A 13,261-nucleotide genomic window follows, 5' to 3' on the forward strand; every position below is an offset into this window, starting at 1 on the left:
CCCCTTTTTAAAATCTAATGCTTAATGTTAATCGTTAGTGTGAGCCAACACTTCTTCCAACGAAGTGATGCCCTGCATGACTTTCAACAAGCCCGCACGGCGCAAATCAACCATGCCTTCTTTATAAGCCATATTGAGAATGTCGACTTCCGTGCCGTTTTCCATGATAACGCGTTGCATCTCTTCAGTTATCGGCATAACTTCGTAAACGCCCGCACGTCCTTTATATCCTTTACCCCGGCAGCTATCGCAGCCCACCGGGCGGTACATGGTCCAATTTTTCGCCAAATCTTCGTCGGTAAAACCGGCTTTTTTCAATGCGGGAACGGGAGGGCGCTCCATAGGAACCTTACAATTCGGGCATAACCGCCGTAGCAGGCGTTGCGCCATAATCAAGCTTACAGAACTGGCGATATTAAACGGTGCGACACCCATATTCAGCATACGCGACAGCGTTGCCGGTGCGTTATTGGTGTGCAGCGTAGAAAACACCATGTGGCCGGTTTGTGCGGCTTTAATGGCGATATCGGCAGTTTCCAAATCACGAATCTCACCCACCATGATGATATCCGGATCCTGACGGAGGAATGCTTTAAGAGCCGCCGCAAAGGTCAAACCCTGTTTATCGTTTACGTTTACTTGGTTAATGCCGGGCAAATTAATCTCGGCAGGGTCTTCTGCCGTGGCGATATTGACATTTTCCGTATTTAAGATGTTCAAACAGGTATAAAGCGACACCGTTTTACCCGAGCCGGTGGGACCCGTTACCAACACCATGCCGTAAGGACGGTGGATGGCTTCCAGCAGCATTTCTTTTTGGAACGGTTCAAAGCCCAATTGGTCGATATTTAACGAACCCGCATCTGAATTCAGAATACGCATCACCACTTTTTCGCCGAACAATGTCGGCAGTGTGCTGACACGGAAGTCGATCGGGCGGCCGTGTTTGTGGAAGGCAATCTGAATACGGCCGTCTTGAGGTACGCGTTTTTCAGAAATATCCAAACGCGCCATCACCTTAATCCGAGATGCAAGCTGGCCGCGCACGGCTACGGGCGGCTGCACCACTTCGCGCAGTTGGCCGTCGACACGGAAACGCACGCGGGCCATCTGCTCGTAAAACTCAAAGTGGATATCCGAAGCACCTGCATTCAAGGCATCGGAAAGTGTTTTATGAATGAAACGGGGGATTGGCCCGTCTTCTGCTTCTTCATTATCGATATACAAAGATTGAACAGGTGCGGCCGCTTCCTGTTCCTTGCTCATCTCATTCAGAATCGAGGTGGAACGTTGACCCAACCATTCAAGCAAGGTACTCAGTTGGTCGTCGCGAACCACCACCAAATCGACCGACATACCCGATGAAAAAGCTATTTTTTGGAAATTTTGAATTTGGGTGGGATCTGAAACTGCAAAATAAACTTTCCGGCCTCTTTGGAAAATCGGAATACAGCGGTTTTGCAGCATTTGCTCTTCCGAGAGAACATCAGAAACGATGTTGTTGCGGGGATAACGGGTTAAATCCAGCAGAGGATAGCTGAATACTCTGGCAAGCAGTTCCCCTAATGCTTTAGGTGTGATAATACCCTCTTCAAACAAAAGAGGGAGAATGGGTTTATTGGCTTTTAATACGTTTTGATACCGTTCGACCTGATTATTGTCGATGACTTGGCCCTGCACCAATACTCTTAATATACCGACGCTCATTTTCCATTTCCTGCTTTACAAGCCGCTGATGCGGATTGTGTTAATCATTATTATAAAATGCTGCGGAAAGCATCAAATCTTGCCGTGGCAGCATGAACCCGTAATGTTATTTTTATTCGCAGGAAATACCTTCCCCGCAAGAACCATGTCATTATAAGCGAACAGGCCGGGCAAACCTACCCGGCCTGTGTTGAAATTTATTCAATCTAAGATTTATTCGGCGTAAAAACAACAGATAAAAAAATAACCGCAGATTGCGGTTTAAATGGTGGCCAGAGGCGGGATCGAACCGCCGACACACGGATTTTCAATCCGTTGCTCTACCAACTGAGCTATCTGGCCGTGGTGAAGAGATGCGTATTAAAACAGAATCAAACAGCCTCTGCAAGCTTTTTGATTTAAAAATATTGAACGCCAAAGGTAAGAGTATATTTTTTATAGAAATTAAGTATAGGGCCGGATTAAGGTGGGGCAATCAGGCAACATTTCTATGTATCAACCATAATCACATGCAATATTCTTTTGCAAGAATTACCGATTATCTGTAATATCTACCGAATATCAGAGATTCGGCTTGCATACCTTTTATTTCGACCATTGGAAGCGGCTCCGGAAAACACAAGCCAAGCGTAAAACTTATATTAAATAATTTATTAGCTTTTATTTATTAAACGAACGGCATGATTGACTCGAGATATAAATCGTGATGCCGGCATGTTTATAAAAGAAACGGGCAAGCCGTATTAAACAGCATGCGGCAAAAAATCATAACAATACGCACCTTCTTTTTCATTCAATCTCGATATCGATTCGGGCGGGATTTTTGAAAACAGTTGGTGCGGATAAACTTACAACATAACAATACACACAGGCATCATCAAGGCAAGCAAAGCGCAAGAGGAGTGCTCGATACGAACGATGCAATGGATCTGCCCTGAAATTCGTTGTTCGCAACTTGGGTTTGAAAGAATTTCCAACCTTGCAGGAAACGGCTCCGCCGGCGGCTGCCGGGCAGGAGAAAATAAACGCCATGATTTATAAAATAATGTCCCGATAAAGAGAAACCTATGAGTATTGTTGCCATCGACATTCATCCGCAAAAAACATTTTCCGAGCTGTGCCCCGACGAACTGCCTGTACCCGATGCTCTTTCGATTGTGCCGCATCTTAACCGGCAGGCGGCATGGGCGGATTATCGGGTGTTGACCAAAGACGCGCACGCGGGTCAGGAACCTTGGCATATTGATACCCAAGAGGCTTATCTTCCTTTGGATTCCGCTGAAAATTGGATCAGCCACGCCGTATTGGGCACCGACGGCTACCGCAATCTGCCGGGCTTGCCGCCGTCTGAAAACTATCATTTTTTGGTGCATATCGGCTTGGAAAGCAATGTACACACTTTTGGCGCGTGTTTTCACGATATGGCCGAAAACATCAGTACGGGCTTGATTGAATGGCTGATTTGCCGCGATGCGGACACCATCATTATCGGCGGTTTAACGACGGAATACTGCGTGCAGGCGACGGTGTTGCAGCTGTGCTGGTACGGTAAATGGCGGGTGATTGTTAATTTGGATGCTTGCCGCAGTTTGAGCGAACATGAAGAACAGCAGGCTGTTTTCAATATGGAAAAAGCGGGGGCATTGGTGGTAAAGCATACCGACGAGATTCCCGATCTTCTTGTCGAAGTTGCCTGTTAACCCTTCTATCCCGATACTTCGCTGTTTCATTGAATATAACTGAAGCCGTCTGAAAACTTTTTCAGACGGCCTCGTTATAGTTTAAAACGGCATCAAACCCGATCAGCTTTCCGCCATCGCCATCAGGCTTGCGTTACCGCCCGCCGCGGTGGTGTTCACGCTGCGGCTGATTTCTTCGAACAGCTGCAAAATGTCCAAGCCGTCGGCGGCATCGAGTATTTTGATGATTGCGCCGTCTTGCAGGGCGGTTTGCTGTTTGAGTTCGGCGGGAAGCGGCTCCAGCGCGGCCAGATGGCTGATGCCTTCGGGCACGTTGCGGCTGCTCACTTCAATCAGGCCGTCTGAATGTTCGCGCCAGATGGCCAGCGGGTGTTCTTGGGTAACGACTGCCGCCGAACCCGCCGCCGCCAGTTGAATCAGCGCGGCAAAGGCGTTTTCCAAGCTGCCGCCATAGAGCCACACTTTTTCGGGTGCGCGCCACATGGCGGTGTTACGTTCGCCCGTCGGCCCCGGCAGCAGGGTTTCGGCTTGGCGCAGGGTGTGTACGCGCGTTTCTCCCATCACTCTGCCCAAGCGCACTTTTTGTTCGTGGTCGAAGCCCATTTGCTGCATCAGTTTTTCCAATGCCGCCAACGCGGTTTCGTCGGCTTTGCCGTTGCGGGTGAGCGCGGGTATCTGCCATTTGCCGCGGCTGAGTTTTTGCAGGTAAAACGCGCCGCCCGCTTTGGGGCCGGTGCCCGACAAGCCGTGGCCGCCGAAAGGCTGTACGCCGACGACGGCACCGACGATATTGCGGTTCACATACACGTTGCCCGCTTCGATACGGCTGCAAATGTGCTCGATGGTGCCGTCGATGCGGCTGTGGATGCCGTGGGTGAGCGCGTAGCCTTTGCCGTTGATTTGCCGAATCAAACCGTCGAGTTCGTGCGCGCGGTAACGCACCACATGCAGCACGGGGCCGAACACTTCGCGCTGCAAGTCGTTCAAATCGTTCAGTTCAAACAGTATCGGCGCAACGAATGTGGCGTTGCCGCCGTTTTGGCGAAACTCGCTCCGCTCGTTTTGGCGAAACTCGCTCCGCTCGTTTTGGCGAAACTCGCTCCGCTCGTTTTCAGACGGCCTGATTTCGTGATACGACTTCGCTACGCCTTTCATTTTGTTGATGTGCGCCAGCAGGTTTTGCTGGGCTTCAGCATCAATCACGGGACCGATGTCGGTGGCAAGGTGTATCGGATTGCCGACATTCAGCTCGCTCATCGCGCCTTTAATCATCCGAATCATGTGGTCGGCCACGTCTTCCTGCACGCACAAAATCCGCAGGGCGGAACAACGCTGGCCGGCGCTGTCGAACGCGGAAGCCAGCACGTCGGTGCACACCTGCTCGGCCAGCGCGGTGCTGTCGACAATCATTGCGTTCATGCCGCCGGTTTCGGCAATCAGCACGGGGTTGTCGGCGCGGCGGCTCAGGGCTTGGTTAATCAGTTTGGCCACTTCGGTGGAGCCGGTGAAAATCACGCCGTTGATGCGTTCGTCTTGCGTTAACGCAGCACCCGCTTCGCCCGCGCCCAACACCAGTTGCAGCGCGTCTTGCGGCACGCCCACTTCATGCAGCAGGCGCACGGCGTAATGGGCGATCAGGCAGGTTTGCTCGGCGGGCTTGGCAATCACGGTATTGCCGACGGCCAACGCGGCCGCGACTTCGCCGACAAAAATCGCCAACGGGAAATTCCACGGGCTGATGGCGACAATGGTGCCGACCGGCGCGCGTTCGGCGCAGGTGGTTTCGGCTTCGTCGGCGTAATAGCGGCAGAAATCGACCGCTTCGCGCACTTCGGCAATGGCGTTGTTCAGCGTTTTGCCCGCCTCGCGCACCGCCAGCATCATCAGCGCGGGCATGTGGACTTCGAGCAGGTCGGCAAAGCGGCGCAGGCATTCTGCCCTTTCAGACGGCCTCTTGGCCACCCATGCCTGCTCTGCGGCTTTGGCGGCGGCCACCACATCGCTGACGGAGGCCGTCTGAATAAAGGCGGCGGTACCGACAATATCGCTGTGGTCGGCGGGATTGCGCACGGACTGCGGTTCGCCGCTTGGTACGGCCACGGCGGTGATGGAGGCCGTCTGAAAATTTTTCTGTGCGGCGGCGTTCATCTCGTTTTGCAGTTGTTTCAGCACAAACTCATTGCTCAAATCCACGCCTTGCGAATTCAGACGGCCTGCTCCGTAAAGGTTGCGCGGCAACGGCAACGCGGCGTGCATTTTGCCTTGTGTTTGTGCGGCGGCATCGAGCGGACATTTGACCAAATCGTCTATGCTCACTTTTTCATCAACGATTTGGTTCACAAACGACGAATTGGCACCGTTTTCCAGCAGACGGCGCACCAGATAAGCCAGCAGCGTTTCATGCGTACCCACCGGTGCGTAAATGCGGCAACGGCGGCCCAAGTTGTTCGCGCCGACCACTTGGTCGTACAGCGTTTCGCCCATACCGTGCAGGCATTGGAATTCAAAATCTTTGCCCTGCCCCATTTGGTAAACCGCCGACAAGGTGTAAGCGTTGTGGGTGGCAAACTGCGGGAACACGGCATCTTGTGCGGCCAGCAGTTTGCGGGCGCAGGCGAGGTAAGATACGTCGGTGTGGACTTTGCGGGTGTAAACGGGATAGCCGCTCAAACCGTCCACCTGCGCCCATTTGATTTCGCTGTCCCAATACGCGCCTTTTACCAAGCGGATCATCAGTTTTTGATTATGGCGGCGTGCGAGGTCGATTAAATAATCAATCACAAACGGGCAGCGTTTCTGATAGGCCTGCACCACAAAACCGATGCCGTTGAAACCGGCCAAATCGGCATCGCCGACCAGTGCTTCCATCAGGTCGAGCGACAGTTCCAAACGGTTGGCTTCTTCGGCATCGATGTTCAGACCGATATTGTATTGTTTCGCCAGCACAAACAGCTCTTTCAAACGCGGCAGCAGTTCGCTCATCACACGTTCGTGCTGGGCACGCGCATAACGCGGGTGGATGGCGGAAAGTTTTACCGAAATGCCGTTGCCTTCATACACGCCCGCACCCGCCGCATCTTTGCCGATGGCGTGGATAGCGTTTACATAATCCTGATAATAACGGTCGGCATCGGCCTGCGTCATCGCCGCTTCGCCGAGCATGTCGAACGAAAAACGATAGCCCGATTTTTCGCGCTCTTTGCCGTTTTTCAATGCCTCTTCAATGGTTTGGCCGGTAACAAACTGCTTGCCCAACAAACGCATGGCGTAATCCACGCCCTTGCGTATCATCGGTTCGCCGCCTTTGCCGATGATGCGGGTTAAGGCCATGCCCAAAGTTTTATCGTCGTTGGCGGCGGTGAGCTTGCCGGTAATCAGCAGCCCCCATGCGGCGGCGTTCACAAACAGCGACGGGCTGTTGTTCAGATGGCTTTTCCAATTGCCGCCCGAAAGTTTGTCTTGAATCAGCTTGTTGCGGGTGGCATTGTCGGGAATCCGCAGCAGGGCTTCGGCCAAACACATCAGCGCCACACCTTCTTCGCTCGACAGTGAAAACTCGTGCATCAACGCATCCACGCCGCTGGCTTTGGTGCGGTTGGCCCGCACTTGCGCCACCAAACGGCGCGCCAGTTTCGCCGCTTCTTCTTTTTCCTCTGCGCTCATTTCGGCGCGTTGCAGCATATCGGCCACCGCTTCGGCCTCGTCGCGGCGGTAGGCGGCGGTAACGGCATCACGCAAAGCGGATTGGGGTTTGATAAAGCTAAACATGTTTTTCTCCGAAGATTGATTTTCTTGATGCGGCAGATTCAGATGCCGCTGTGAAACCTTTGACTCAATAGAATATAAGGTAAGGCCGTCTGAAAAATCATTTCAGACGGCCTGAGACCTTTGCAAAACCCCCATCTGCGGCGCATTTCTGCGTTGTGCGCTGCTCGCTCGTTTGCCTATCTATATGATATGTCTGCATTCGCTGTGCTGCTACGCCTTGAACTGCATCCACATCTGGAGGTTTTGCAAAGGTCTCAGCCTATATTCATTTCAACAACAAACGTACGATAAATTCATCGTGCGGCAAAGTGAGCTTCAAATTGCGGCTGTCGCCCTGCACCAAGCGGGGGCGGATGCCGAGCATTTCGACGGCGGAGGCTTCGTCGGTGATGCGGTTCAAATCGCAAGTTTCCAGCGCGCGTTGCAATAAGTCCGCCCGAAAAAGCTGCGGCGTTTGCGCCTGCCACAGGCCGTTGCGCGGCACGGTGGCACCGATGCAGCGGTGTTCGTCGGCCTGCTTGAGCGTGTCGGCCACGGGCACGGCCAAAATGCCGCCCTCTTCGGCATCGCCCGCTTCGTCAATCAAGCGGCTGAGGGCTTCGGCTGGCAAACAGCAACGCGCGGCGTCGTGCACGAGAATATTGTCGCCCGCTTCGGCCAAGCCGCGCTCCAGCAGGGCGTTTAATCCGTTTCTCACGGTTTCCGCACGGCTCTCGCCGCCACAATGTAAGACGGCTACTTTTTCTGAGGCCGTCTGAAAACGGGTTTCGCTAAAACCGGTATCGTTGGGCGCCAACACAACCGCAGTCAGGCTAATACCCGGATGGGCGGTGAAAATGCCGACCGTGTGTTCCAAAACCGTGCGGCCGTTGATTTCCACATACTGCTTGGGTTTGCCCGCGCCGAAGCGTTCGCCGACACCGGCGGCGGGAATCAAGGCGATGTGCCGTTTCATGCCTGCGCCTCCGTGCGCCACACACACGCTCCGCCCACGGCTTTGTCCAAACCGTCTAAATACGCCTCATGCGCCGCCAGCTCTCCGGCATCGGCAGCCACCACTTTCAAAGACGCGGGGCGCTGGAACTCCACCGCCACATTCACCGTTTCCTGCTCTTCCGACGCGCTGTCGCCCATCAAATCAAACTGGCCGCGCGTCATCGCCAAATACACTTCGCCGAGCAGTTCGCAGTCGATCAATGCGCCGTGAAACACACGCTTGCTGCGGTCAACGTCGAAACGGGTACACAACGCATCCAAACTCACTTTCTGCCCCGGAAACATTTCGCGCGCCATGCCGAGCGTGTCGGTAACTTCGCAGCCCAGCTCTTCGATGGTGGGCAAGCCCATGCGGCGGAACTCCATATCGAGAAAGCCCACGTCAAACTTGGCATTGTGGATAATCAATTCCGCACCGCGCAAAAAGTCGGCAATCTGCCGCCCTACTTCTTCAAACTTGGGCGCATTTTGCTCTTCCAACTGCGCCAGCGTAATGCCGTGAACCGCCGCCGCTTCTTCGGGAATGTCGCGGTCGGGATGTACATACAGATGCAGGGTGTTGTCGGTCATCTTGCGGTTGACCATTTCCAAGCCTGCAAACTCGACCAATCTGTCGCCGCTGTTGGGATAAAGGCCGGTGGTTTCGGTATCGAGAATGATTTGGCGGGTGTTCATGATGGTTTATCAAAAGGCAAAATACGGTTGCCGCATCATACTAAAAGCAAGGGGGAAAGTAAAAGCAAAGATGGTGCTCAAACCCGTTTGCCATACTCGGTTTTTGCTGCGGATTTCTAGCAGGCAAGCGTCTGGCACAACCAAGTTTTGCGGCGATATAATATTCCGTCGGCAATGTGCCCGACTTCATAACGATTCACCGTAAATAAAAAGGACAAACCGCTATGCCCCATCACGTTTTGCTGCTGCACGGCCTGTATATGCGCGCTTGGGTGATGCGGCCTTTTGCCCGCATGATGCAGCAACAGGGTTTTAGCGCCGACATCTTCGATTACCGCAGCCTGCGCTATCCGGTTTCCGTGCACACCGCCGCGCTGGCATCGCAGGTCGAGCAATACTACCGCGTTCACAACGAGCCGCTGCATTTTGTCGGCCACAGCTTGGGTGGGCTGGTATTGCGCCACTTCGCCGCGGCTTATCCCGAATGCGTCCGCGGCAGAATCGTTACTTTGGGCACGCCCCACCGCGGCAGCTTCACCGCCGAACAAATCAAACGGCTGGGGCTGGCGCGTTTTGCCTTGGGCGCATCTTATTGCCACGCTTTGGACGGCCGTGCGCCCGCCCTGCCCGACGGTATCGAATTGGGCAGCTTGGCCGGCAGCAAAACCGTGGGCGTAGGCCGCTTGCTGGGCATTCAAGGCGGGCACGACGGCACGGTTACCATCCGAGAAACCTGCTGCCCGGGCATGAAAGACCACATCGTGATGCCGACCTCGCACACCGCCATGCTGTTTGACCGCCGCGTTACCGCCCAAGCCGCCGCGTTTCTGCTGCAAGGCCGCTTCATCCACACAGACCAAAACGGCAACGCCATCTAAACCGCCCATTCAGACGGCCTCACCGTATCCGCCGCGCCATAGATATGCGAACCTTTGCAAAACTCTTTAGATACAGAGATACAGAAATGCGCCGCAGATAGCAGTTTTGCAAAGGTCTCATATGTAAGAAACTCTAGCGTTGTTTACAGTATTTGAAAGACAATACTGCCATGAACATCCATAAAAACACCCGCCTTACCCCACACCAACGCCAAGCCGTTTGGCGCGCCTATACACAGGATAAAATCACCGTTACCTCACTGGCCCGGCAATACCAAGTCAGCAGAGTTACCATTTACCGCATCCTAAAGGCCGCACGGTTGCAGCTGCTCGCACCACAAAACAGCACCAACAACCGTTTCAAACAGGCCAAATACGGAATGAAGCGTTTGGCAAAAGTGGAAAAAAACATCGAGGAAAAGCTCAAGAAACAGGCCAAACGCTACAACAAATCCTATCCCGGCGAAATGGTGCATTTCGACACCAAACGACTGCCTTTGTTGCAAAACCAAAAAGCAACCGCCTCGAGAGATTACCTGTTTGTCGCCATTGACGACTATTCCCGCGAGCTGTATGCGGCCATTTTGCCCGACCGTACAGCGGCCAGTGCAGCCAAGTTCCTTTTGCGTGATGTGATTGACTGTTGTCCTTATACCATCGAATGCGCCTATTCGGACAACGGCATGGAATACCGTGGCAATGCGTCGCATCCGTTTGCGATTGCCTGTGTGCAGAACAACATCAACCAGAAGTTTACCCGTATTGCCCGACCGCAGACCAACGGTAAGGCAGAACGGGTAATCCGCACCCTGATGGAAATGTGGCATGACAAAGTTCCGTTTAAGGATTCGGAACACAGGCAGAAGGAATTATGCCGTTTTGTGAATTTTTATAATACGGTTAAGCCGCATAAGGGCTTGAAGGGCGATACGCCTTTTGAGGTTTTACAGGCTTATTTTTCTCAATCTGTTGTGTAAACAACGCGAGGATTTCTTACATCCATTTTAAAACGCCGCCAATCGGCCTATAATCCCATTCTTTACATACAGGCCGTCTGAAAAGCAACATCAAACCGCCGACGGCCTCACACTAAACAAACACATACGGCCCATCAATCTTATTCACACACCAGCTGCGAAACCGCACAAAGGATACTCAAAACCATGCGCCCGCTGAACGCCCAAATCCGCCTCGAAAACCTGCGCCACAATTACCAAACACTGAAAAACATCCACGGCAACAAACTGTTGGCGGTGGTGAAAGCCAATGCCTACGGGCACGGCGCGGTGCGGTGCGCACATGCGTTGGCGGACATGGCAGACGGTTTCGCCGTCGCTGCCATTGAAGAAGCGGTGGAATTGCGCGAAAACGGCATCGAAAACCCGATTCTGCTGCTCGAAGGCGTGTTTGAAACCAAAGAATATGCGCTGGTCGACCAATACCGCCTGTGGCCCGCCGTATGCAGCCAATGGCAGCTTGAAGCCCTGCTGCACCACGAATGGCAGGCACCCGTAAAAGTGTGGCTGAAAATGGATTCCGGCATGCACCGCGCCGGCTTCTTCCCGCACAACTACGCCGCCGCCTACACCGCGCTGAAGCAGAATCCAAACGTGGCCGAGATTGTGAAATTCAGCCATTTCGCCTGCGCCGACGACCCCGAGAGCGGCATGACCGAAATCCAGCTTGAAGCGTTCGATTTGGGCTGCGAAGGCTTGGAAGGCGAAGAAAGTCTGGCCAATTCCGCCGCCATGCTGCGCTTTCCCGAAGCCCGCCGCGACTGGGGCAGAGCGGGGATTGCGCTTTACGGCATATCGCCTTTCGGCGGCAGCGACGAACGCCTGAAACCCGTGATGCGCCTGAGTACGCGCGTGTTTGGCGAACGCGTGTTGCAGCCGCATTCGCCCGTGGGCTACGGCGCGGTGTTTTATACGCAAAAATCCACCCGCGTCGGCCTGCTCGCCTGCGGCTATGCCGACGGCTATCCGCGCCACGCCCCCACCGGCACGCCCGTGGCTGTCGGCACCCACCGCAGCCGCCTGATCGGCCGCATTTCCATGGACATGATGACGATCGAGCTTGACGTTTCCCGCGAAGGCATCGGCGACGAAGTGGAACTGTGGGGCGACACGGTAAACATCAACGAAGTGGCGGCAGCGGCAGGCACGATTGCCTACGAATTATTGTGCAACGTGAAGCGCGCCAAGTTTACTTATTACGAATAACACACCGAGGCCGTCTGAAAGCTACAAAGCCCAGTTTCAGACGGCCTCGATATATCTAAAAACAGAGGAAGAAATGAACGACACCCAATCTCTCGCCTTAACCAAGCAACTCATCGCCCGGCCTTCCGTTACTCCCGACGACCAAAACTGCCAACAGATTTTGGCCGAACGGCTGCAAAAAATCGGTTTTACCGTCGAAGAAATGAACTTCGGCGACACCAAAAACATCTGGGCGCGGCGCGGCACGGCTTCACCGGTGGTGTGCTTCGCAGGGCATACCGACGTAGTGCCGCCGGGGCCGTCTGAAAAATGGGATTCGCCGCCGTTCGAGCCGACCGAGCGCGAAGGCCGCCTCTACGGGCGCGGCGCGGCGGATATGAAAACCAGCATCGCCTGTTTCGTTACCGCCTGCGAGCGTTTTGCGGCGGAACATCCCGACCACACCGGCAGCATCGCGCTACTGATTACCTCCGACGAAGAAGGCGACGCTTACGACGGCACCACCAAAGTGGTCAATGCGCTCAAAGCGCGCGGCGAGTTGATTGATTACTGCATCGTCGGCGAACCGACCGCCGTCGAAACGCTGGGCGATACAGTGAAAAACGGCCGCCGCGGTTCGCTTTCCGGCAACCTCACCGTTAAAGGCAAGCAGGGGCACATCGCCTACCCCCATCTGGCGTTAAACCCCGTGCACGTTTTCGCGCCCGCACTGGCGCAACTGACCGCCGCCGAATGGGACAAAGGCAACGAATATTTCCCGCCCACCGGTTTTCAGATTTCCAATATCAACGGCGGCACGGGCGCAACCAACGTTATCCCCGGCACGCTCAACGTCAAATTCAATTTCCGCTTTTCCACCGAATCCACCGACATCGGCCTGAAACAGCGCGTGCACGATATTTTGGACAATTGCGGCATCAGCTACGATTTGGAATGGTCTTGCTCGGGGCAGCCGTTTCTCACCGAAGCAGGCCGCCTGACCGACATCGCCCGCGAAGCCGTCGCCAAAGTGTGCGGCGTGCAAACACAGCTTTCCACCAGCGGCGGCACTTCAGACGGCCGCTTCATCAAAGCCATCGCCGCCGAACTGATCGAACTCGGCCCCTGCAACGCCAGCATCCATCAGATTAACGAAAACGTGCTGTTGAGCGACATTCCCAAGCTCTCGGCGGTGTATGAAGAAATGCTCAAAGCTTTGCTCTGAGGCCGTCTGAAAACCCGCCAAGCGGGTTTCGCCCAAACGAACCTTGTGAATTTCGCCCAATCGAACTTCACAAGGTTCACGAAAACCCGAAGGCCGTTTTTTAGCGAAGCA

10 protein-coding genes and 1 tRNA gene are annotated in these 13,261 nt (G+C 54.2%); 6 read left to right on the forward strand and 5 right to left on the reverse strand.

Translation table 11 applies throughout. From position 1 onward, the window contains the following. Window positions 1-27 precede the first annotated feature (27 nt). Both pilB and LVJ85_RS10595 read right to left on the reverse strand, forming a co-directional pair. A complete protein-coding gene (gene pilB / locus LVJ85_RS10590) occupies window positions 28-1,707 on the reverse strand; it encodes a type IV-A pilus assembly ATPase PilB (RefSeq protein WP_244739791.1) in 1,680 nt (559 codons plus the stop codon). A gap of 266 nt (window positions 1,708-1,973) precedes the next feature. Next, window positions 1,974-2,049: transfer RNA gene (locus LVJ85_RS10595), tRNA-Phe, on the reverse strand. 725 nt (window positions 2,050-2,774) lie between these two features. On the opposite strand from LVJ85_RS10595, the gene LVJ85_RS10600 reads away from it, so the two are divergent. Further along, window positions 2,775-3,407, forward strand: a complete 633-nt coding sequence (locus LVJ85_RS10600) for an isochorismatase family protein (RefSeq protein ID WP_244739792.1) — start codon at window positions 2,775-2,777, stop codon at window positions 3,405-3,407. A 102-nt stretch (window positions 3,408-3,509) separates the two neighbouring features. Here the strand turns inward: LVJ85_RS10600 and putA are convergent, their stop codons facing one another. After that, on the reverse strand, window positions 3,510-7,175 hold the full coding sequence (gene putA, locus LVJ85_RS10605) for a bifunctional proline dehydrogenase/L-glutamate gamma-semialdehyde dehydrogenase PutA (protein ID WP_244739793.1): 3,666 nt from the start codon (window positions 7,173-7,175) through the stop codon (window positions 3,510-3,512). A 120-nt stretch (window positions 7,176-7,295) separates the two neighbouring features. On the opposite strand from putA, the gene LVJ85_RS10610 reads away from it, so the two are divergent. Beyond that, window positions 7,296-7,466 carry a lipoprotein signal peptidase gene (locus tag LVJ85_RS10610; RefSeq protein ID WP_370686918.1) on the forward strand — a complete coding sequence of 57 codons (171 nt, stop codon included), beginning with the start codon at window positions 7,296-7,298 and terminating at the stop codon, window positions 7,464-7,466. On the opposite strand, the gene ispD is transcribed toward LVJ85_RS10610, so the two are convergent. Together ispD and dnaQ are read right to left on the reverse strand one after the other, a co-directional pair. After that, the gene (gene ispD, locus LVJ85_RS10615; protein WP_244739794.1) at window positions 7,441-8,130 is read right to left on the reverse strand and encodes a 2-C-methyl-D-erythritol 4-phosphate cytidylyltransferase; all 690 of its coding nucleotides are present in this window, start codon (window positions 8,128-8,130) and stop codon (window positions 7,441-7,443) included. The genes LVJ85_RS10610 and ispD overlap by 26 nt on opposite strands. Further along, window positions 8,127-8,846, reverse strand: coding sequence for a DNA polymerase III subunit epsilon (dnaQ, locus tag LVJ85_RS10620; protein ID WP_244739795.1), 720 nt, complete (start codon window positions 8,844-8,846; stop codon window positions 8,127-8,129). The genes ispD and dnaQ overlap by 4 nt, the downstream gene beginning before the upstream one ends. A gap of 224 nt (window positions 8,847-9,070) precedes the next feature. Here dnaQ and LVJ85_RS10625 point away from each other — a divergent pair, with 224 nt between their 5' ends. From LVJ85_RS10625 to dapE, 4 genes are all read left to right on the forward strand, one after another. Further along, window positions 9,071-9,724: an alpha/beta fold hydrolase gene (locus tag LVJ85_RS10625; RefSeq protein WP_244739796.1), complete on the forward strand. Its 654-nt coding sequence runs from the start codon at window positions 9,071-9,073 to the stop codon at window positions 9,722-9,724. Between the two features lie 170 nt (window positions 9,725-9,894). Beyond that, complete coding sequence (locus LVJ85_RS10630; protein WP_244739797.1) at window positions 9,895-10,701, forward strand: integrase core domain-containing protein; 807 nt, start codon at window positions 9,895-9,897, stop codon at window positions 10,699-10,701. Window positions 10,702-10,887: 186 nt separating this feature from the next. Continuing rightward, the gene (gene alr / locus LVJ85_RS10635; RefSeq protein ID WP_244739798.1) at window positions 10,888-11,946 is read left to right on the forward strand and encodes an alanine racemase; all 1,059 of its coding nucleotides are present in this window, start codon (window positions 10,888-10,890) and stop codon (window positions 11,944-11,946) included. A 73-nt stretch (window positions 11,947-12,019) separates the two neighbouring features. After that, complete coding sequence (gene dapE, locus LVJ85_RS10640) at window positions 12,020-13,150, forward strand: succinyl-diaminopimelate desuccinylase (RefSeq protein WP_244739799.1); 1,131 nt, start codon at window positions 12,020-12,022, stop codon at window positions 13,148-13,150. Window positions 13,151-13,261: the final 111 nt, after the last annotated feature.

Origin of the sequence: Neisseria sp. Dent CA1/247 (assembly GCF_022870825.1) — a bacterium.
Taxonomy (GTDB): Bacteria; Pseudomonadota; Gammaproteobacteria; order Burkholderiales; family Neisseriaceae; genus Neisseria; species Neisseria zoodegmatis.